The following is a 19016-nucleotide window of genomic DNA, read 5'->3' on the forward strand; positions in this document are numbered from 1 at the left end:
ACGTGATGTCAGAATGTGGGAGTGGTTTTTTAAAGAACAAGCTCGGACAGAACCTCAAGGGAGCGGTCTTCCAGAACTTCGCTCAACGGTTTCCCGGTCGCGCGCAAGGCTTCGTCGCGGCTCAGGTTCAGCGTGATGATTTCGGGCTCATAGCGGGTCAGCACCGCGGTCAGCCAGCGATTGACCAGATAGTCCGGTGTTGCGAGTTCGACGTTGAACCGCTCCAGCAATGGATTTGTGGTTGCTGCATCGAACCACTGGCTGCCTGTAACCCACTGATTTACAGTGAACAGGCGTTTCAGGCGGCCATTGCCATCCACCCCGACGGCGATCAGGTGGCAGGCGGGGCTGTCTTTGCCATCAGGGCGGACAAAGCAGTGAAAATGCCCGTGTTCTCCCAGCGTGGCACTGTCATCATGGCAATGATAATACCATTGCGCACCGCTGGCCGCGTCGTAAACATCCTTTTCGGGATAGTGCTTCCAGGTGACCAGTCCTTGTGCCGGTAATGTGCGCAACAGAATGCCCGTCCCGGACTTGGCCAGAATCTGCTCGCAATAGACCATTTCCTGTGCGGCGCGTTGTCTGGCCTCTTCGCTCACTCATAAAACTCCGGCAGAACAGGGGTTAGCATCATTTTCAGCAGGCATGGGTGCAGGAGCCGGAGCAGGTGCACTGCCGGAACTGTAGTCATTGGCAATATCGTCGTAATTTCGCGCGCCGGAGGCCGGGGATGGCGTTGCGGCAGCGCATGGCGCTGCATCCTCAACCTGCGCGGCAACGGCCCTGGGCGCATCACTGACCGAATAGTCAACCGCAACTGCACCGATTGCCGCCAGCAATGATGCTCCGAATAAAACGGTGTTTCTGTTGCTCATGACTTTTTAAACCCATCCAGACCGAATATCGGGCGCAAGCCAATGCCCGCAAGACTACCAATATAGGCCATGATGAACCAGACCCAACCATGCAGGCTACCGGATGCGACACCGCTGAACAGGGCGCCGATGTTGCAGCCGAAGGACAGGCGCGCTCCATAACCCATCAACAAACCACCCATTATCGCAGCAGCGTAGGAAAGCGCGGGCACCTTTGCCTTCACGGCAAACTTGCCAGCCAGCGCCGCCGCCAGGGCTGCGCCGAGGATAATGCCAAAATTCATCACCGACGTTACATCAAACAAAACGCTCTGACTTAAGGCGCGGGCCTGTGCCGGAACCTGCCAGAACTGCCAGCTTGCCACATCGATGCCCACAGCCTGAAAAATCTTGGCACCCCATAGGCCAAACCCGTAGGTCACCGACCACGGATGCCCGGCAAGGAACAGTGTAAAAATGTTGCCAAGTGCAAGAACAACCGCTGCAATGATCAACGGCCACGGCCCATAAAGGAAATTGGCCGACCGAAAATCTGACAATCCGGTGAATACGGATTCAACATTGCCGTGCCGCCGCTTTTCCAGAAGGGCCAGACCGCCGATGACCAGCGCAATCAGGCCAAGGGTAAGGGCCAGTCCGCCAATTGGCCCAAAGACCTGCCCAAGCCGGATCGTTGGCAGCGAAGGCAGAGACAGCCAGAAGGGCAGATGCGCGGTGCCAACAGTGGCGCCGATGATAAAACCGGTCAGCGTGATCAGCATGCGGCTGCTGCCCCCACCAACGGTGAACAGGGTGCCGGAACCACAACCGCCACCCAGTTGCATGCCAAGCCCGAAAATGAAGGAGCCAAGCAGAACGGAGACACCGACCGGTGCAAAGGCGCCAGCAAAATTGCGGTCAAACGGGGAAAGTCCACTCATCAACGGGATAAACACCAGCGCAGTCAGACCGATCATGGCGAACTGCGCTCGCATGCTTCGGCTGCGACCTTGCGTGGCAAACCGCTTCCAGCCGCCGGTAAAGCCGAATGAGGCATGATAAAGCGCAACGCCCAGCATGCCGCCGGTTAAGAACAACAAAGACTGCGTAAAGCTGACGACCCCTGTCAGAACCGCAACGCTGGCAATGATCACCGTCGTGATGATCATCAGCGGTGAAAGGTCGGGTTTGGTTATGACAGACGGGGTACCGGCGATGACGGAAGACATGGCGGCTCATTTTTGTTTTTTCAAAGCCCGTCTTATCCCACGTGATGCCTGTTTTTCGAAACAAAATTCGTGCCGGATTCGCCGCTGGGCTGAGATTATCATTCGGGCTGACGACTATTTGTAGACGTTTATTCCTTCAGCTTGCGATCCACCAAAGTTAAGTTGCGTCACTCACCGGCAAAAGGCTGAAAAACCGTGATCCGCACCCATCTTCGCACAGCAGCGCTGGCATTAGCGCTTGCTTCGGCAACCTCCCTCACCAGCTTTTCCGCAGTTGCCCCCGCGCGGGCAGAGGCCGAAGCGCCGCAGGCGAGGCTGGTGAAGTATGAGGATGTCCAGGACCTGGGCGCGCTGGCGTCAGAGGGCAAGACCGTCGTTTTCTTTTTCGCCACATGGTGCCCCAACTGCATTCTCACCCTGACAGAGCTGTCGACGAAATGGTCCGAGGTTGAGCCAGACCTCACTCTGGTTATCGCCGACTACGATCAGGAAACTGCGCTTAAGGCAAAATATGGTGTGACCTACCAGGACACATTCGTGCTTCTGGATTCTTCCGGTGACGCAGCAAAATTGTGGAATGCCGGCGGTGTTGCCGGATTGAATGAAAACACCCGCGCGCAATGAGCCTTCTGTTTGCTTTTGTTGCCGGGGTGGTGACAATTCTTTCACCCTGTGTCCTGCCATTGCTGCCGGTCATTCTGGCCAGCTCTGCTTTGTCGGGCAGATTGCGCCCTCTGGGGTTGATTGTTGGTTTTGCCCTGTTCTTCACCAGTATTACGCTGTTGTTGAGCCTTCTGGTGCGCCAATTCGCCATTCCGCCAGACATTCACCGCACTGCGGCTGCCATCATTTTCGTTCTGCTGGGAATTCTTCTGGCAGTGCCCGCATTGAAAATCCGGTTTGAAGCGGCGCTGTCAGGCCATGCCGGGCGCTTTGCATCTGCCGGGCCTGCTACCAGTGGCTTCTGGGGTGGTCTGGTAACCGGCGCAGGACTTGGCCTGGCCTGGACCCCCTGTGTCGGACCAATCATGGCATCTGTCATTACCCTGGCTCTGAACCAGCAATCCACCCTTGCTTCTGCCAGCACAGCCCTGGCCTTCAGCTTCGGGTCTGCATTGACCATGGGTCTGTTCGTTCTATTCGGTAAGCAATTGTACGGGCGTGTCGGTTTTCTCAAGCGCAACAGTGCACGCATCCAGCAAATTCTGGGCATTGCCATTCTGCTTGTTGGGCTGGCCATCTGGTTTGGCGTAGACCGCACGATTCAAATTGCGCTGTTCAAGGCCTTTCCGGGCTGGGAAGCCGCTTTGACAGGCTGGGAATATGGCGTTGCGAATTGATTTTCCGGCTATCGCGCCAGCAACGTAATTCTTTGCTCCTGCCAGACTGAATTTTAGCAGCCGTTTGATTGTTCATAACCTCCTGTTTTGGGAGTTTATGACAAGATAGATTCAGGAGTAGAATATGCCTCTCACCTCACGCAGCAGACTGCTCACAGCCAGTGCACTTTCAATTTTTGCACTCTCTCTTGCCATGCCGGTTTCCGGCGGAGCTGGACCAATGTCGTTCATTGGCGTTCAGGCGGCAGCTCAAGAGGCTGGCTACCCCATCATCGTCAATGCTGATCAGTTCAAGGAGCTGGTCGACAAGGGCGCACGTGTTGTCGACGTTCGCGCACAGACCGCATATGAGGCAGGGCACGTTCCAGGAGCCACCAATCTGCCATGGTCGCGGTTGAACGTTTCCGAACGCGATGGCATTCGCAACGAATTTCAAGCCGATGATGTGATCGAACAGGTGATCAGCGACGCCGGATTGAAAAATGGCGAAACGCTTGTGATCTACGACACGACATCCTTGCCGGGCCGCGCCTTCATTGCGCTGGAATATGCTGGCTTCAAAAACATTCACGTGCTGGATGGCGGTGTTACTGCCTATGACGGCGACCTGACCACCGATGCTGCGGAAATCGTCAAAAGCGATTTCAAAATCACCGACAAGCACGATGTGCGCGTTGACAAGGCTTATGTAGAAACCAAGCTGCGCTCCGACGATTCCGTTATTGTGGACGGTCGCGGGTCTGATGCTTTTGTGGATGGCCATATTCCCGGGGCCAAGTCGCTTGTTGCCTCGCAATTGCTGACCGAAGACAAAAAGGTCAAGCCTGAAGATGTGATCAATGGCCTGCTCGCTTCACGCGGGATCGACAAGCAGAAGGAAATTCTTTCCTATTGCGGCAGCGGCGTTGCTGCGGCCAACAACTACATCGCCCTGCGCAATCTGGGCTATGAGAATGTTCGCATTTACGATGAAAGCTGGGATGAGTGGAGCCGTGATCCAAAAGCGGGCCAGTCTCTTGCCCTGAACAATTACACATTCACGGGTGATGATGTTTCCTCCGGTGAGCCGGAAGGGCCAAGATTCCTGACCGCTGATCAGGTCAAGGAACTGGCTGCCGGGTCCGAGGTCGTGGTTCTGGATGTGCGCTCACCTTCCGATTACAATGCAGGTCAGATTCCGGGATCCGTTAACGTGTTCTGGGATAGCACGCTGGACGAAAACCGCGTGTTGAAAGACCCGTCAGAATTGAAGAAGCTTTATGAAGAAGCCGGTATCACACCAGACAAACAGGTCATTCTGTTCACCCGCGGTGGCGTGCAGTTGACACATTCCTACACCGTTCTGTCTCTGCTCGGTTTCAAGAATGTTGATTTCTTCACCGGCAAGTTTGAAGGCTGGGAAAACGGCGCAATTCGCCGCGGCTAAGCTCCAACAGCAACTGAATGTGCTAAAGGGCGGGCCTGTTGAGGGCCCGCCCTTTTCACGTTTTACTTCCACCAGACCAGGCGGCTGTCCAGCGCAGTCAGCAGCGCATAAAGGACCAGGCTGCCAATGGATGCCGCAAACACCGCGGACCAGACGTCCAGATATTCAAGCAAGGCGGTTGACCTGTAGATGATTTGTCCAAGCCCGGAATAAGCCCCGACCATCTCGGTGACAATGACGGCGATGGTGCTGCGCGTCATGCCAATGCGAAGACCGGTGACCAGCAATGGCAAAGCGGCGGGAAGCCGCAATTTCCACAAAACCGTCAGAGGGTTTGCCCCGAAGCTGCGCAACAGATTGACCGAGCCTTCATCCACCCGCTTTAAACCGGCAAGACAATTGTACAAAACCGGAAAAACCACTGCCAGCGCGGCCATGGCGATTTTGGAATTTGGCCCAAGACCAAACCAGATCAGGGCCAAAGGAATGAAGGCCATGGGCGGCACGCAGTTGATCAGCACCACAACCGGCATTGCCGTGCGTTCCAGGCGCGGTGCCAGAGACATGACGAGTGCCAATGCAACGCCTGCAATTGACCCGGCAACGAAACCGGCAATCACTTGCCAGAACGTAACCAGCGCCGCATTCCAGAAGATATGAAAGCGCGTCACCATATTGTACAGGATGTCGAGCGGGCGCGGCAGAATGTAGGGCGGAAAAGCAAACACAATCACGGCGGCCTGCCAGATGGCAAAAACCAGCAGCAGCGAGGCTATCGGCATGACAATCCGCTCAAGGCTCAGTTTGTGTTCCACCAGACCATCTTTCTCTCAACAAGGGAAATAGCCCCGTAGAAAACAGCGCCCAGAAAGCCGGTAACGAGGATCAGCAGCCAGACACGCACCGTCTGTTCAAAAAACAGCGCCTGCAGAAGCATGACACCAAGACCAACGGTGTCGCCAAACCATTCACCAACAATAGCTCCGGCCAGACTGAGGGAAATGCCGACGCGAAGGCCGACCATGATGGCAGGAAGCGCGGTTGGCAGCGCCAGCTTGATGAACAATGTCCAATAGGATGCGCCGAAACTGCGCATCAGGTCGATTTTGGCAACGTCGCAGGATTGCAGGCCGCGCAAAGTGCTGAGCGCCACTGGAAAAAACGTCAGGTAAAAAGAAATGACGACTTTCGACAGGATGCTGTTGCCAAACCAGATGACGACAATAGCGCCGAATGCGATGACCGGAATGGTTTGGGACACGATGAAAATCGGCAGCAGCAACCGTTCGGCCAGCCGCACATAATTGAACAATATGCCGAACAGAATGCCGACAACCGCACCGGTTGCAAAGCCAAGCAGAGTTTCAATCGCAGTGCGCAACAGGCCTCGGGCCAGATCTGTCGAGACGGAGGCTCCGTCCTGATAAATTGCGTAAAGCGAGGGCAGATAGCGCGGAGATATCTGGAACAGGTGAACACTCGCCTCCCAGATCAAGGCCGTAATCACAAGACCCAATATGGCATGATAACGAGTGGACATCGCGTTCACGTTGCACCTGCAACATTGAAGGTCTTCATGCTTTCTTCTTCAACGCTGGCCAGGAGGCGGCGTTTGATGTCCATAAACTCCGGCGTGGTGACAATGTCGGTGTCTCGCGGGCGCGGAAGTGAAATCGTCTCGACAGATTTCACGGTACCGGGCCGGGCGGTCATCACCACCACTTTGTCCCCCAGAAAAATTGCCTCATCAATGTCATGGGTGATGAACAGAACTGTGCGCTTGTGCCTCATCCAGATGTCGAGCAGCCATTTCTGCATCATCATCCGCGTCAGCGCATCCAGCGCGCCGAACGGCTCGTCCAGCAAAATCAGGTCGCGTTCGAACAGGAATGTGCGCATGAGGGCAACGCGCTGGCGCATGCCACCGGACAATTCATGCGGATATTTGTCTTGAAACCCATCCAGCCCGAATTCCGGAAACAGCGCCTGCGCCCTTTTGCGCGCTTCCGATTTGCGAACACCTTCAACTTCCAGCGCCAGTGCAGCGTTGTCCAGAACGGTGCGCCATGCAAACAGCAGGTCGCGTTGCGGCATGAAAGACACCTTGCCCAGCAGGTCGTCACCGCGCTGCGCCTTGCCGTTCAGCGTTACGACACCGTCATCGTCCGGGGAGGTCAGGCCGGCAATAATGTTGAACAGCGTGGATTTTCCACAGCCGGAAGGTCCGATCAACGTCACAAACTCGCCCTGACTGATGGTCAGGTTCAGGTCTTTGACGGCAACGGTTTCCGACCCCTTGCCCTTGAAGCGTTTCCAGACACCCTCAAGTGTCAGGAGCGAGGGCGTTTGCCCTCGCTCGTCGGGCTGATGCAACTTGTGAATAGTAGCCATGCGGCTGTTCTCCAATTGATCAGCGGATTTTATTCAGCAACCTTCTTGCTTTCGGCCGGTGTTTTTTCCCAGAAGCTGGTGTCAAACGCGGCTGAAAGGTCTACCGGGGCTTTCAACCCTTCAAACGCGACAAGGTTATCCTGCACAGCGGAGATGCTTTCCAGGTCAATGGCTCCGAGGCCTTCATCCTTGCCCCTGCGCACCACCATTAGCTTTTCCAGTTCATCCAGCATCAGTTCCTGATGGCGACGCTCAAGCCCGGTGCCAGACTTCAGCACGGTATCGATGGTTTCTTCCTTGTTCTCAAAGGCATATTTCCAGCCCTTCAAGGTTGCCTCAACAAACGCCTGCACAACTTCCGGCTTGTCGCGGATCATCTGTTCGGATGTTGCTATTGCATCCTGCTGCGAAATGACGCCGGAATCCCCCGGATAGAACAGCCTGATATTGTTGATACCACCTTCACGCAGCACGTTCAGCTCGTTGTAGGTTGTGACCATGGCCACATCGAATTGCTTTTCGATAAAGGGCTGCATGGAAAATGGTTGCGAAACGATATCGACGTCGGCCTGATCAACATCTTCCGCTGCCAGCATGGAAAACAGCGTGTATTGCGGCCCTGCAAACCAGGTCGCAACTCTCTTGCCCTTGAAGTCCTGCACAGATTCAATGCCGCTATCGTCATAGGCAACGAATGCGTGCGGAGAAATCTGCTGCAACATGCCAACGGCCACCAGCGGCAGGCCCTTTTCGCGGGAAAACAGAATGACTTCCGTGCCACCAAGGATGCCGAATGTATCCGAGCCGGATGCCACAAGTGTTTCCGGCGCAATGTTGGGCCCGCCCGGATTGATGGTGACATCCAGCCCGGCATCTTTGTAGAAGCCTTTTTCCTGAGCCATGTAGACCCCGGCAAACTGGGCTTGCGGAAGCCACTTCAAACGGACGGAGACTGCTTCGGCGGCTGAAGCAAGATCTGTGGCGAATATACCCAGGGCCAGAGTCAGGCCCATGGTGAGTGCGGAGTATTTGTGTCGGCTCATAATTCCGTGTCTCCACTATTCTGGTTGTGATCCTGTGTTTTGATATGCGGCTGCAATTTCCTCTCTGCCATCGCCCATTCTACGGGCGTCAGGGTTGATGGCAGGACTTTCGAATGAATGCTGCACTGACTTACATGAGTGAGCATATGCACAATGATATTTTGTGTATATGCTTTTCACATACCGGTAGACAAAATATTGCTTTTACCATGCCAGATATCGAGGTTCGCATGTCGCAACTAGCAAGCATGAGCCTTACTGAAACCGCAGAAGCCATTCGAACAGGAGCAATAACGCCAGTATCCGTGGTTGAAGCGTACCTGTCCCGCATTGCTGAACTGGATGGTCAACTGCACAGTTTTGCTACTGTTGCTGCCGATCGAGCGCTTGTGCAAGCCCATAATGCAACCCGGGAAATTTGTAATGGTCAGTGGCGGGGATTGCTGCACGGCATACCGCTGGGCCTGAAGGATGCGATCTATACAACAGAGATCAAAACCGGCCTTGGCAGCCCGGTTTTCACGGACTGGCACGCTCCGCACAACGCAACTGTCGTTACCCGCATTGAGCAGGCAGGTGGCATTGTCATCGGCAAGCTGACGCTGACGGAAGGCGTTTACGCAGACCATCATCCAACCACCGAGGCGCCCGTCAACCCGTGGGGTCCGGCGCACTGGACCGGCACGTCATCCAGCGGGGCAGGGGTGGCCGTTGCTGCCGGCTTATGCCTTGGCTCACTTGGCACAGACACAGGCGGCTCCATTCGCCTGCCATCCTCCTGCTGCGGAGTGGTGGGCATCAAGCCAACCTGGGGCCGTGTCAGCAGATACGGGGTTTTCCCACTCGCGGAATCGCTTGATCACGTTGGGCCCATGTGTCGAACGGTTGCCGACAGCGCGGCCATGCTGGGCGCAATTGCCGGAGCAGACAGTGCCGATCCGACAGCAAGTCTGGCGCCTGTGCCGGATTATATGGCCACATTGGATGATGGAATTGCCGGTCGAAGAATTGGCATTGACTGGAGGTATATCCGCTCCCGTTCAACTGATGAGGTGGTGGCGTCCATTGAAGCGGTTCTTTCGGTTGTGACCCGGCTGGGGGCAGAGATCGTGCCGGTTTCATTTCCGGACCCGGATGATATTTTGCGTGGCTGGGCGGTGGAATGTGCTGTGGAAGCGGCAATTGCCCACGAAGGGCTCTACCCTGAACAGAAGCACAATTATGGGCCGCGGCTGACAGCACTGCTGGAGCGTGGTCACAAGTTCGATGCAATGACACTGGCCCGCGCGCAAAAAAGTCGCCGCGACTTTCAAGGCATTGTCAGTCGCCTGTTTGCCGATGTCGACATGCTGATTGTGCCGGGCCTGCCGGTTGCCGGGCCGACAATGGACCATATGGCCAGCCTTGGCGAAGATCCGGCAGCGATTCTGGCGATTGGTCCGTTCACTGCCCCGTTTGATGTGTCCTTACATCCAACCATCACCGTGCCTTGCGGCTTCAGTGACAGAGGCATTCCGATCGGGTTTCAGTTTGTCGGCCCGTATTTTTCGGAAGCGCTGTTGTGCACTGCCGGTCATGCCTATCAGACCGCGACGGACTGGCACCATCGGCGGCCTGTTCTGCCGCTAGAGCTTTAGCAATTACAGGGCTGAAGCGTTCTTAAAAAGATGTTCGGGGCGTATGTCTGCAAGCGTTGGCGCGCCCAGCTGCGCCATAGTGGCCATCAGCTCTTCCTGCAGCAGGTCTATCGTCACATTGGCGTTTTCCGGCCCGTGGGCGGCAATGCCATAAAGAAAAGCCCGGCCAGCCAACACAAAGCTGGCGCCTGCGGCAAGAGCCTTGGCAATATGTTCGCCGGATCGCACGCCGCCATCAAAGACAATCGGATAATCCGGCCCGGTTGCGGCGCGGATGGCTGGCAGCGCTTCAATGGTCGCGATGCAACCTTCCAACTGCCGGCCGCCATGGTTTGAAATGGCAATTGCGTCCAGGCCAATGGCCTTTGCACGTTCGGCGTCTTCCGGCGACATGATACCCTTGGCGATCAGATGGCGCGGCCAGCGGTCGCGAAGCCGCTTTAAATGCTCCCAGTCGAGACGGCCGGTTGATTGCGACGACATATGTGCGGCCAGAGATTGTGCGCCGCTGCCCTTTGGTGCGTAGGGTGCAATGGTTTCCAGCCTTGGCATGCCGTTTCGCAAAGTGGCCAGTGACCATTGCGGGCGGGATGCAACATCGAGCGCCAGCCGGAGTGACGGGCGGAACGGCAGGCCAAAATTGTTGGTGATATCACGCAGGCGGCGGGCGGGCCGGGGCACATCAACGGTTACCATCAGAACGTCATAGCCGGCATTGTCGGCGCGGGCCACAAGGTCATCGGCCACGGCGGGGTCGCGAGCATAATAAAGCTGGAACCATGCATTGTCGGGGGAGGCCTCTTTCAGCCGTTCAAGCGACGTGGTGCCTGCCGTGGACAGTGTATAGGGAATATTGGCAAAGGCCGCGGCGCGCGCCATGGCAATTTCCGCTCCCGGCCAGACCATGCCGGACATCCCGATAGGCGCAACGCCAAAGGGCATGGCCCATTGCCGGCCCAGAAAACGGCATTGGGTGTCAATTGTGTCGACATCTACCAAAGCGCGGGGAATGAAGCGCAGATCGTCCAAAGCTTCCCGATTGCGGCGCAAACCGGATTCATTTCCTGCACCGCCGTCGAGAAAATCGAAAATCATTCTGGGTATGCGTTTGGAAGCGCGGCGACGCAGATCATCAATCGAAACAGCTTTGATCATTCCCATATTCCTCAACCGGGCATTTTGGCGCATGCTGGAGTTTGAGGTATACAATAATTTTTGTATTGTATGCCAGACCTTTGATTCACATGTGCCAATTTTAGTTGAGCTTGGAGAGCGATGAGCGGGAGTTGCGGTCAATTGGCAGTCACAGGCTCTGCACAGGCATCTTATGGCGGAACGGTCAGCTTCACAGATTTCGGCGGTGAAGGTCCGGCGCTGATCTTTGCGCATGGCTGGTGTGGCAGTCAATCATTCTGGACTTCGCAAATCCCCAGCTTCAGCCAGCACTGCCGAGTGGTCACTTTGGATATGGCCGGGTCCGGCGCGTCCGACCCTTTGCCTGCGGGTGCCGGTCTTCTGGAAATGGCGCAGGGCATTCTCGCGGTTGTGGACACATTGGGTCTTCCGCAGGTGACGCTCATTGGCCATTCCATGGGCGGTCCGGTGGCCGTGGAAGCCGCGATCAGGTTGGGCGCGAGGTGCAACAGGGTCATAGGCGTCGACACCTTCACGGACCCGATGTTCTACTGTCGCCGTCCTGACGAGGAAATTGCCAGCCGCGTGGCTGCATTTTCTGCTGATTTCCGAGAAGTGACTGAGGCAATGGTCGTCAGGACTGTCAGAGGTGGCAACCAGCCTGCAATTTGCCGGTGGATTGTGCAGGAAATGTGCGGTGTCAATCAGATGGTTGCGCTGTCGACCCTGCGCAGTCTGTTGGAGTGGGACATCGAAGAGCGTTGGCCTTTGTTGCGCTGTGCGGCCAGCACCATCAATTCTGCGGAACTGGAGAGTGACGAAGCGATACCCTGCCTTTCACGACTGCCTGTGGTCCATATTGCGGGTTCTGGCCATTTCCCCATGATGGAGTGCCCGGAAGAGTTCAACAAGGTTCTGAGCGCTGCTATCCCGCGGCGGTAAATGCCGCGGGATAGCGAGAGCTATGCCATCAGGTTTAGCCCAGTTTGTTCTGGAAAGCTGCAATGCCATCGCGAAGGATTGGGTCGCTATGATAGTAGATCAGGCGCGCGCCCTTTTCGAGCCAGTGATCGACGCGCTCCAGTCTGGTCAGGGTCCCGCCAATTTTTCCGGCCGCCGTTATTTTCGCCAGAGCAAGCTCTACCATCTCATCGACATCGGCCGGTGGCTCGGATCCGTAAGGCGTAAAGGATGGATAGCCCATGGATTGTGCAAGATCGTTGGGTCCAAGAAAGAACACATCCACGCCGTCAACTTCAAGCATGCTGTCCAGCTCGTTTTTCACCGTGTCGGCACTTTCAATCATGCAGACAATCAGGCGATCATCGTAATCTCGCGGACATGCATAGCGCACAGTATCGACAATCTCGCGCGCTTCTGCAGCGGTGTTGACCATCGGCACCATCAGCCCGTCGGCACCAACATTGAGATAGCGGATTATGGATGAACGCTGATGTGAATCCGGGCGCACGATAATGGCACCTTGCGCCCCACGAACGATCTGGCCGGTTACGCGCACATCCTCATATCCCCATGCGCCATGCTCGCAATCAACGAAAATGGCGTCGGCGCCAAGTTCCGTAAGCCGCCCCGCCAAAGTTGCCGAGGTTTGATGCGGGTTGATCATTCCGATTGCTTCACCAGCAATGAGTTTCTGCCTGAGTTTGGCGCCTTGCATCTGTCTGTCCTTTTGAAATTATGAGTTTTAACCACGCTCTGTTCAGTTCCGGATCCTTCGCAGGAAATCTCGGGTTCGCTGACTATCGGGGTCTGTGAAGAATTTTTCTGGCGGGTTGATTTCGACAATCCGTCCTGCATCCATGAACACAATCCGGTCGGCCACTTCCCGCGCGAAGTCCATTTCATGGGTGACAACAACCATTGTCATGTGTTCACGGGCAAGCTGAACCATGACGTCCAGAACTTCGCGCACCATTTCCGGGTCCAGGGCCGAGGTTGGCTCATCAAACAGCATGATCCGCGGCGACATGCACAATGAGCGCGCAATGGCCACGCGCTGCTGCTGCCCGCCGGAAAGCTGCCCGGGATATTTATGGGCCTGTTCGGGAATGCGCACCCGCTCCAGAAGTGTCATGGCCTGTTCTTCCGCAGCGCGTTTGCTCATTCCACGAACGGTGCGGGGCGCGATGGTCAGATTTTCAAGTACACTCAAATGCGGAAACAGGTTGAAGTGCTGAAACACCATGCCAACGTCGCTTCGGATCAGGTCGATGCGTTTCATTCCCGGGACAACTTCCTTGCCGTCGACAAGGATATGCCCGCTCTGGTGAGGCTCGAGCTGATTGATCGTGCGGATCATGGTCGATTTGCCTGATCCGGAAGGCCCGCAGACAGCGACCCTTTCTCCCTCGGCTATTTCCAGATTGATGTCGTAAAGTACCTGGTGCGCGCCGTACCATTTGTTGACGCCATTCATAACGACTGCCGGTTTAGCCATGGTCATTTGCGTCACTTTCCCTGAGCGTGCTGACCTCAGAGCGGCCCAGGTGCGATTGGACGAACCTGCGTGCACTTGCATGTTGCGGGTTTTCAAAAAATTCGGCCGGACGAGCCTTTTCAATTATTTCGCCCGCCTCCATCAGCCAGATCCAGTCCGCAACCTCGCGTGCAAAGTTCATCTCATGCGTCACGCAGATCATCGTCATGCCTTCCGCACTGAGATCCTTGATGACTTTGAGAACTTCACCAACCATTTCCGGGTCGAGTGCCGAGGTTGGCTCGTCGAAAAGCATGACCTTGGGCTGCATGGACAAGGCTCTGGCAATGGCGACGCGCTGTTGCTCTCCACCCGAAAGATCAGCCGGCATATAGGCGGCCCGGTGACTAAGCCCCACACGCTCCAGCAACAGGTGCGACCTGCGATGCGCCTCGCCCTTTGACAACTTCATCAAACGACGCAAACCGATAGCCACGTTGTCGAGCGCGCTGAGATGCGGAAACAGATTGAAGGACTGGAACACGAAGCCTATGCCGCGCCGCAAAAGGTTTGCGTCTGTGCCGCGCGCATGCACATCGACACCGTCAACAATGATTTTTCCTTCGCGGATAGGCTCCAACGCGCTGATGGTGCGGATCAGAGTTGACTTTCCTGAGCCGGAAAGTCCGCACAGCACAATGACTTCGCTGGCGTGCACCGTGCTTGAAACATTCTTCAAAACTTCGAATGAGCCAAAATTCTTGGACACACTCTCGATGCGGATTACAGGAGCGAGCGCGCTCATTGGTTCACCCGTGCGCGTTTGCGGTTGATACGATTTTCAAGATAGGTGGCAAGATAGGACACGCTCGAGCAGAGTATGAAATAGGTTGCCGCGAGAATGAGAAAGACTTCGACAGACCGAGTAATCAGAAGCCCGTTGATAGCACCCGCCACATAGGTGATTTCGTTCACCGCCAGAATATAACCAAGCGATGTCTCTTTGATAATCGCGGTCAGCTGGTTGAGAATTCCGGGAATTGCATTGAACAGAGCCTGCGGCAGAATGATGCGAAACATTATGGACCAGTAACGCATACCCAATGACCGGGCGGCCTCGTCCTGGCCGCGGGGCAGGGCTTCAATCGCGGCGCGGATAACCTCTGCCAGATATGCCGTCTGGAAAACCACGATTGAAATGACAATCGACCAGAAGCCGCTGAGTGGAAAGCCGAGAAGAACCGGCAGGAAGAAATAGACCCAGAACAGCAGCATCAGCAGCGGCATGCCGCGAATGACATAGACAAAGCCTGTTGCGGGCCAGCTTATCCAGCGCAGCGGGCTGATACGCGCCAGTGCCATCAGAACCGCAAGCGGGAAGGTGATGGCAAGGCTTAGCAAGGCAATGATCATTGTCATTGCCAGACCGCCGATAGGCCCGTTGGGATAATCGCCGATCAGAAAGAACAGCCAGTAATTATGAATGAGATCCAGCATCACTTCGTCCGCAATTTGAATTTCTTGGCGGACCAGGCACCCAGAAACATCAAGGCAAAGGAGCCGATGAGATAGAGTGCCGTAACCACGGCGAAGCTTTCGAAGATCCGAAATGTCTGCGTCTCAATCTGCCGGGCCTGATAGGTCAGCTCGGCTACGCCGATGGCCGCGGCAAGAGACGTTCCCTTGAAAAGCAACAAGGTCTGGTTGATCAGCGGAGGCAGCGCGACGCGCCAGGTTTGCGGTAGAATGACCCAGCGCATCGATTGCATGAAGCTGAAGCCGATAGAGCGGGCCGCCTCCATCTGTGTTCGGGGAATTGCCCTGATACCGCTGCGCATGTCTTCCGACATGTAAGCAGCGGAATAGAGAGACAAGGCTATGAGAGCGAACAGGAATTCCGGGTTGTTCCTGTTGAAGAACATATTCACGTCACGAGGCAGAAAGCTTGCCGCGCCGATGTACCAGACGAGAATCTGCACCAGAAGCGGCACATTCCGATGATACGCAACATAGGCCGAGATCAGCCACACAAACGGCTTGAATCCGGTTGCACGCAGGGTGGTCAGAAATGTTGCGAGAATGACCGCAATGATCCAGGAACCTGCAAAAAGTGCCAGCGTGTATTTGACACCCGTTATCAGAAAACCAAGATATGGCGCGGTCAGTATCGGCGCGAAGTTCAGCTCATAACCCATGTGGTATTCTGCTCACTCTGCGATGTCGCTTCCCACCACGAAAGTGCGGGTCAACTGAAATGGCGACTCGCTTCCGAGCCAGCGATCAAACAATGTCTGGGCGGCGCCGGACTCTTCGTATTCGGCAAGAAACGTGTTCAGCTCTGCCAGAAATGCGGGGTTTTCCTTGCGGATAGCAAAGCCGCTGCGCTGCACGGTGATCGGCGGATCAAGCATGACGGTGTTGTCAGCATCGCCCAGACGAAGCTGAAGCGCGCGCGCCTGGGTTGTCCGCTGAACTGTTGCATCAACCCGGCCCTGAGCAACAGCCATGAAGGTGGTGGCTGCATCGTCAAAGGAAACGGTCGTGGCCGTGGGGTATTTGCTTTGAATGAGGGGCTCCAGGAACGAGCCCTTGATAACGGATACTCGCTTGCCGGCAATATCATCCAGTGTCTCAAGGCCCGACCCCTCAGTGGTGATGGCCTGGAAGCTATCGGCAACATAGGTGCCGCTGAAATCAATCTGCTCCGCGCGTTCAGGGCTGTAGCTGATCAGCGCTACAATAACATCGAGCCGGCCCTGAAGAAGCTCCGGCATACGGGCCTGCGAGGAAACCACCTTGATCTCGGCGGTAACGCCCAGATGCTCGGCCAGAGCGCGGCACAGATCGACCTCATAACCGATAACTTCGCGCGTGGCAGGATCGAGATAGCCAAAGGGTTCCAGATTGTTGAGAACGCCGCAGGTTATGCTGCCGCGTGAACGAATATCGTCAAGAACTTCTGCATGCAGCGCGCCCGGCGCCACTGTGACGAAAAAGCCGGCCAGCGCGAGTGATGTGATGGTCTTGTTCATGGATCCTCCCGGTGTTGATTTTCCATTTCGCTGTCGTCCCGTTCTCCTCCCGGACGCCCAGCAAAATGCGCATGTGATCAGAAGCGCAAAGACACTTCTCCGTTTATGAGACGGGCCTTGCCGCCGATAATGTGATTTTCAAAGGCATCGGATGACTTCTTCTCGTCACCCTCCAGCAATCCGTCGAGAACGCGCTGGTGTTCCTCCCAGGAACTGGCAAAGGCAGAGGCGGAATAGAATGTGCGGTTGAGAAACAGGCGAAGCTCGTCTTCAACCATGGCGTTGTAACTTGCCAGCCGGGTATTGCGCGCGGCTTTGAAGACGATCTCGTGGAAGCGGTGATTGATGGTGTTGTACAACAAGGCATCATCATGGTTCACCGCATGCTGCAACTGCCGTTGCAGTTCCTGCATCTCGTCCAGTTGGATGCGGTTGATCCGCTTTGCGGCCAGTCGCGCTGCAGTGCGCGCAAGGCCTGCCCGAAGATCATAAAGTTCGAGAGCATCCTCCATCGAAAGCTTGCGCACTTCGGCGCCCCGATTTGGGACGATGCGCACGATTCCAACCTGCTCCAGCGCGCGAAGTGCTTCCCGGGCAATGTTGCGGCTGACATTGAGCCGCCTTGCCAATCGGGCTTCCAGCAGCCGTTCGCCGGGTGAGATCTCGCCGCGATCAAGCATGGCAATCACTTCCGAGCGCACGCGCTCAATCTGTTCTCCGACATTGTCCGAGCCGCGAAACAATTCCGGCTCATTTGTGGGTGGAAAATCAGACATATTGGCTCCTCTGATCAAAAGTGTATTCACTGCAATTCAAAGTGTCAACACTTTGAGCGATTGTGAAGCAGTTTGCCGCATTGCGAAGGTGTTATGCAAGCGGCAGATGAGCTGCAAGGGCTTATTTGCTGGGGTTTTGAATGGCAATGTGTCGCCGCTGACCCTGACGCGGGCAGGTGATAAACACGGCCGCGCTGTGCAAACACAGAGTGCGCGGCAGACGATGCTGCTTAAACGAGGAGACAAGCCGAACATGGAGATCGACGCCTGAATGGTAGATTTTTCGGAAGTAATTGGAGCGGGCGAAGGGATCCGAACTCTCGACCTCAACCCTGGATGAGGGGCTAGTGCCTGTAACAGAAGGTCGATACACTCTAACTGTCCGCAGTGGCAGCGCTAATATCGATGCTCTGGATCGGACTTACGCCGCACATTGCGGAGCAAACTGAGATTTGTCGGGCAATTGAAGTAGACCCGCTAGTGCCGTTGAGCCAGATGAACAGCCGACAGGCTTCCGCGGTCCCTCCGTAAGAAGGCATCAGAGCAAATCCTGGAAACAGTCATTCGCCTTTAATGTGCTGCAGCTGCCTGAGTCGGCAGCTCAAGGGTGAATGTGCTGCCCAGTCCGGGACCATCACTCCAGACGGAAACATCACCACCGTGCAACTCCATGAGCTGCTTGACGAGCGCGAGTCCGATACCAAGTCCTCCTTGTGCGTGATCCCGATGTTCCTCGACCTGCTCGAACATCTCGAAAATTGCTTTTGAACCCTCTGGAGTTAGCCCGAACCCATTGTCGGTAATACTGATGCGGTAGGCATTCGCACCAGACTCCAGCGCGATCTCGATCTGACCGCACATTGGCGTGTATTTTGCGGCATTGTTCAGGAGGTTCGAAATGCACTGTGTCAGCCGGACCTTGTCGGCGAATACCATGCAGGACTGTTCCGGAACCCTGACGTTCATCGCATGGTTTTGTTCTTCGATCACCTGTCTCGTCATTTCCAGCGCAGTGTTGATCGCCTCCTTCAGTTCGAACTCAGACTTATCGAGGTTGATCTTACCCTGCGTTATCCGGGACAAGTCGAGTAGATCGTCGACGAGCCTGACGATGTGGTCCATCTGCTGGTGCATCAGGCCATGGATCTGCTCCATCTTGGCCGCATCAGGCTTTCTGGAAAGAAGCTTCAAGCCGCCGTTAAGGGCGGCGAGAGGACTGCGCAACTCATGAACCAATACGCCGATGAACTCGTTTTTTCGCGTGTCGGCAAGCTGTAGCGCCCGTGCCTGCTTTTCGAGCCTGTCTCTTTGCTCCGCGATCATCCGTCGCTGGCGATAGAGCTCGGCGAAGATCTCAGCCTTGCTTCTCAGAATGTCCGGCTCGATCGGTTTCTGGATGAAATCGACGGCACCCGCCTCGTAACCCTGAAATCGCCGTTCAGCAGAGTGGGCGCCCGCAGTCACGAAAATGATTGGCACTCGTCTTGTCCGTTCATTGCCGCGCATCAGTTCGGCAAGCTCAAAGCCATTCAGGCCGGGCATTTGGACATCGATGAGTGCCAGAGCCACATCATGCTGCAGGAGGAGTTCGAGCGCTTCATCACCCGACCTTGCCTTCAACAGCGTCAGGTCATCGCGCTGTAGCAGTGCCTCCAGAGAAAGCAGGTTCTCCGGGAGGTCGTCGACGAGAAGGAATGTGACAACAGGTTTCATT

At 55.8% G+C, this 19016-nt stretch carries 22 protein-coding genes; 6 read left to right on the plus strand and 16 right to left on the minus strand.

Going from position 1 to position 19016, the window contains the following annotated elements:
- Nucleotides 1–29 precede the first annotated feature (29 nt).
- From FPY71_RS14015 to FPY71_RS14025, 3 genes are read right to left on the minus strand one after another with little or no spacing between them, the layout of a single operon-like run.
- Nucleotides 30–602 (minus strand): DUF6969 family protein, encoded by a 573-nt coding sequence (locus tag FPY71_RS14015; RefSeq protein WP_149300915.1) that lies wholly within the window; start codon nt 600–602, stop codon nt 30–32.
- Entirely contained in the window at nt 603–878 is a 276-nt protein-coding gene (locus FPY71_RS14020; RefSeq protein ID WP_149300916.1) for a hypothetical protein, read from the minus strand.
- A complete protein-coding gene (locus FPY71_RS14025) occupies nt 875–2086 on the minus strand; it encodes a YeeE/YedE family protein (RefSeq protein ID WP_149300917.1) in 1212 nt (403 codons plus the stop codon). Before FPY71_RS14025 ends, FPY71_RS14020 begins: the two co-directional genes overlap by 4 nt.
- A 195-nt stretch (nt 2087–2281) precedes the next feature.
- On the opposite strand from FPY71_RS14025, the gene FPY71_RS14030 reads away from it, so the two are divergent.
- The 3 genes from FPY71_RS14030 to FPY71_RS14040 all read left to right on the plus strand — a co-directional run bounded on the left by FPY71_RS14030 (nt 2282) and on the right by FPY71_RS14040 (nt 4852).
- Complete coding sequence (locus FPY71_RS14030; protein WP_149300918.1) at nt 2282–2710, plus strand: TlpA family protein disulfide reductase; 429 nt, start codon at nt 2282–2284, stop codon at nt 2708–2710.
- Entirely contained in the window at nt 2707–3426 is a 720-nt protein-coding gene (locus tag FPY71_RS14035) for a cytochrome c biogenesis CcdA family protein (protein WP_149300919.1), read from the plus strand. Before FPY71_RS14030 ends, FPY71_RS14035 begins: the two co-directional genes overlap by 4 nt.
- A gap of 124 nt (nt 3427–3550) precedes the next feature.
- A complete protein-coding gene (locus FPY71_RS14040; RefSeq protein ID WP_149300920.1) occupies nt 3551–4852 on the plus strand; it encodes a sulfurtransferase in 1302 nt (433 codons plus the stop codon).
- Nucleotides 4853–4914: 62 nt separating this feature from the next.
- Here the strand turns inward: FPY71_RS14040 and FPY71_RS14045 are convergent, their stop codons facing one another.
- The 4 genes from FPY71_RS14045 to FPY71_RS14060 are packed head-to-tail and all read right to left on the minus strand — an operon-like array spanning nt 4915 to nt 8286.
- The gene (locus tag FPY71_RS14045; protein ID WP_149300921.1) at nt 4915–5667 is read right to left on the minus strand and encodes an ABC transporter permease; all 753 of its coding nucleotides are present in this window, start codon (nt 5665–5667) and stop codon (nt 4915–4917) included.
- Nucleotides 5652–6392 carry an ABC transporter permease gene (locus tag FPY71_RS14050; protein WP_149300922.1) on the minus strand — a complete coding sequence of 247 codons (741 nt, stop codon included), beginning with the start codon at nt 6390–6392 and terminating at the stop codon, nt 5652–5654. Before FPY71_RS14050 ends, FPY71_RS14045 begins: the two co-directional genes overlap by 16 nt.
- Nucleotides 6393–6397: 5 nt before the next feature.
- Nucleotides 6398–7243, minus strand: a complete 846-nt coding sequence (locus FPY71_RS14055) for an ABC transporter ATP-binding protein (protein ID WP_149300923.1) — start codon at nt 7241–7243, stop codon at nt 6398–6400.
- Between the two features lie 29 nt (nt 7244–7272).
- Entirely contained in the window at nt 7273–8286 is a 1014-nt protein-coding gene (locus FPY71_RS14060) for an ABC transporter substrate-binding protein (RefSeq protein ID WP_149300924.1), read from the minus strand.
- Between the two features lie 248 nt (nt 8287–8534).
- Here FPY71_RS14060 and FPY71_RS14065 point away from each other — a divergent pair, with 248 nt between their 5' ends.
- Nucleotides 8535–9923 carry an amidase gene (locus tag FPY71_RS14065; protein ID WP_246160553.1) on the plus strand — a complete coding sequence of 463 codons (1389 nt, stop codon included), beginning with the start codon at nt 8535–8537 and terminating at the stop codon, nt 9921–9923.
- A gap of 3 nt (nt 9924–9926) precedes the next feature.
- Here FPY71_RS14065 and FPY71_RS14070 read toward each other — a convergent pair whose 3' ends face one another.
- On the minus strand, nt 9927–11078 hold the full coding sequence (locus FPY71_RS14070; protein WP_149300926.1) for an alpha-hydroxy acid oxidase: 1152 nt from the start codon (nt 11076–11078) through the stop codon (nt 9927–9929).
- Nucleotides 11079–11219: 141 nt separating this feature from the next.
- Between FPY71_RS14070 and FPY71_RS14075 the strand changes: the two genes are divergently transcribed.
- Nucleotides 11220–11999, plus strand: a complete 780-nt coding sequence (locus tag FPY71_RS14075) for an alpha/beta fold hydrolase (RefSeq protein WP_188052352.1) — start codon at nt 11220–11222, stop codon at nt 11997–11999.
- A gap of 34 nt (nt 12000–12033) precedes the next feature.
- Here FPY71_RS14075 and FPY71_RS14080 read toward each other — a convergent pair whose 3' ends face one another.
- From FPY71_RS14080 to FPY71_RS14110, 7 genes are all read right to left on the minus strand, one after another.
- Nucleotides 12034–12735 carry an HpcH/HpaI aldolase family protein gene (locus FPY71_RS14080; protein ID WP_149300928.1) on the minus strand — a complete coding sequence of 234 codons (702 nt, stop codon included), beginning with the start codon at nt 12733–12735 and terminating at the stop codon, nt 12034–12036.
- A gap of 42 nt (nt 12736–12777) precedes the next feature.
- The gene (locus FPY71_RS14085; protein ID WP_149300929.1) at nt 12778–13521 is read right to left on the minus strand and encodes an amino acid ABC transporter ATP-binding protein; all 744 of its coding nucleotides are present in this window, start codon (nt 13519–13521) and stop codon (nt 12778–12780) included.
- Nucleotides 13508–14299, minus strand: a complete 792-nt coding sequence (locus FPY71_RS14090; protein WP_149300930.1) for an amino acid ABC transporter ATP-binding protein — start codon at nt 14297–14299, stop codon at nt 13508–13510. Before FPY71_RS14090 ends, FPY71_RS14085 begins: the two co-directional genes overlap by 14 nt.
- A complete protein-coding gene (locus FPY71_RS14095; protein WP_149300931.1) occupies nt 14296–14991 on the minus strand; it encodes an amino acid ABC transporter permease in 696 nt (231 codons plus the stop codon). The genes FPY71_RS14090 and FPY71_RS14095 overlap by 4 nt, the downstream gene beginning before the upstream one ends.
- Nucleotides 14991–15689 (minus strand): amino acid ABC transporter permease, encoded by a 699-nt coding sequence (locus FPY71_RS14100; RefSeq protein ID WP_149300932.1) that lies wholly within the window; start codon nt 15687–15689, stop codon nt 14991–14993. Before FPY71_RS14100 ends, FPY71_RS14095 begins: the two co-directional genes overlap by 1 nt.
- Nucleotides 15690–15701: 12 nt before the next feature.
- Nucleotides 15702–16526, minus strand: coding sequence for a transporter substrate-binding domain-containing protein (locus tag FPY71_RS14105; RefSeq protein WP_149300933.1), 825 nt, complete (start codon nt 16524–16526; stop codon nt 15702–15704).
- Between the two features lie 77 nt (nt 16527–16603).
- Nucleotides 16604–17302 carry a GntR family transcriptional regulator gene (locus FPY71_RS14110; RefSeq protein ID WP_149300934.1) on the minus strand — a complete coding sequence of 233 codons (699 nt, stop codon included), beginning with the start codon at nt 17300–17302 and terminating at the stop codon, nt 16604–16606.
- Nucleotide 17303: 1 nt separating this feature from the next.
- Here FPY71_RS14110 and FPY71_RS14115 point away from each other — a divergent pair, with 1 nt between their 5' ends.
- Nucleotides 17304–17573: a hypothetical protein gene (locus tag FPY71_RS14115; protein ID WP_149300935.1), complete on the plus strand. Its 270-nt coding sequence runs from the start codon at nt 17304–17306 to the stop codon at nt 17571–17573.
- Between the two features lie 299 nt (nt 17574–17872).
- On the opposite strand, the gene FPY71_RS14120 is transcribed toward FPY71_RS14115, so the two are convergent.
- The gene (locus FPY71_RS14120) at nt 17873–19015 is read right to left on the minus strand and encodes a hybrid sensor histidine kinase/response regulator (protein WP_149300936.1); all 1143 of its coding nucleotides are present in this window, start codon (nt 19013–19015) and stop codon (nt 17873–17875) included.
- Nucleotide 19016 lies beyond the last annotated feature (1 nt).

The sequence above is a fragment of the Aureimonas fodinaquatilis genome, assembly GCF_008369445.1.
In the GTDB taxonomy this organism is placed as follows: Bacteria; Pseudomonadota; Alphaproteobacteria; order Rhizobiales; family Rhizobiaceae; genus Aureimonas; species Aureimonas fodinaquatilis.

Bases quoted from the DNA above. Each gene is read 5' to 3' on its own strand.
- FPY71_RS14025 (WP_149300917.1), bottom strand. From the start codon at position 2,086: ATGTCTTCCGTCATCGCCGGTACCCCGTCTGTCATAACCAAACCCGAC.
- FPY71_RS14070 (WP_149300926.1), bottom strand. From the start codon at position 11,078: ATGATCAAAGCTGTTTCGATTGATGATCTGCGTCGCCGCGCTTCCAAA.
- FPY71_RS14040 (WP_149300920.1), top strand. From the start codon at position 3,551: ATGCCTCTCACCTCACGCAGCAGACTGCTCACAGCCAGTGCACTTTCA.
- FPY71_RS14050 (WP_149300922.1), bottom strand. From the start codon at position 6,392: ATGTCCACTCGTTATCATGCCATATTGGGTCTTGTGATTACGGCCTTG.
- FPY71_RS14105 (WP_149300933.1), bottom strand. From the start codon at position 16,526: ATGAACAAGACCATCACATCACTCGCGCTGGCCGGCTTTTTCGTCACA.
- FPY71_RS14080 (WP_149300928.1), bottom strand. From the start codon at position 12,735: ATGCAAGGCGCCAAACTCAGGCAGAAACTCATTGCTGGTGAAGCAATC.
- FPY71_RS14100 (WP_149300932.1), bottom strand. From the start codon at position 15,689: ATGGGTTATGAGCTGAACTTCGCGCCGATACTGACCGCGCCATATCTT.
- FPY71_RS14110 (WP_149300934.1), bottom strand. From the start codon at position 17,302: ATGTCTGATTTTCCACCCACAAATGAGCCGGAATTGTTTCGCGGCTCG.
- FPY71_RS14120 (WP_149300936.1), bottom strand. From the start codon at position 19,015: ATGAAACCTGTTGTCACATTCCTTCTCGTCGACGACCTCCCGGAGAAC.
- FPY71_RS14020 (WP_149300916.1), bottom strand. From the start codon at position 878: ATGAGCAACAGAAACACCGTTTTATTCGGAGCATCATTGCTGGCGGCA.
- FPY71_RS14085 (WP_149300929.1), bottom strand. From the start codon at position 13,521: ATGACCATGGCTAAACCGGCAGTCGTTATGAATGGCGTCAACAAATGG.
- FPY71_RS14090 (WP_149300930.1), bottom strand. From the start codon at position 14,299: ATGAGCGCGCTCGCTCCTGTAATCCGCATCGAGAGTGTGTCCAAGAAT.
- FPY71_RS14060 (WP_149300924.1), bottom strand. From the start codon at position 8,286: ATGAGCCGACACAAATACTCCGCACTCACCATGGGCCTGACTCTGGCC.
- FPY71_RS14095 (WP_149300931.1), bottom strand. From the start codon at position 14,991: ATGCTGGATCTCATTCATAATTACTGGCTGTTCTTTCTGATCGGCGAT.
- FPY71_RS14035 (WP_149300919.1), top strand. From the start codon at position 2,707: ATGAGCCTTCTGTTTGCTTTTGTTGCCGGGGTGGTGACAATTCTTTCA.
- FPY71_RS14065 (WP_246160553.1), top strand. From the start codon at position 8,535: ATGAGCCTTACTGAAACCGCAGAAGCCATTCGAACAGGAGCAATAACG.
- FPY71_RS14055 (WP_149300923.1), bottom strand. From the start codon at position 7,243: ATGGCTACTATTCACAAGTTGCATCAGCCCGACGAGCGAGGGCAAACG.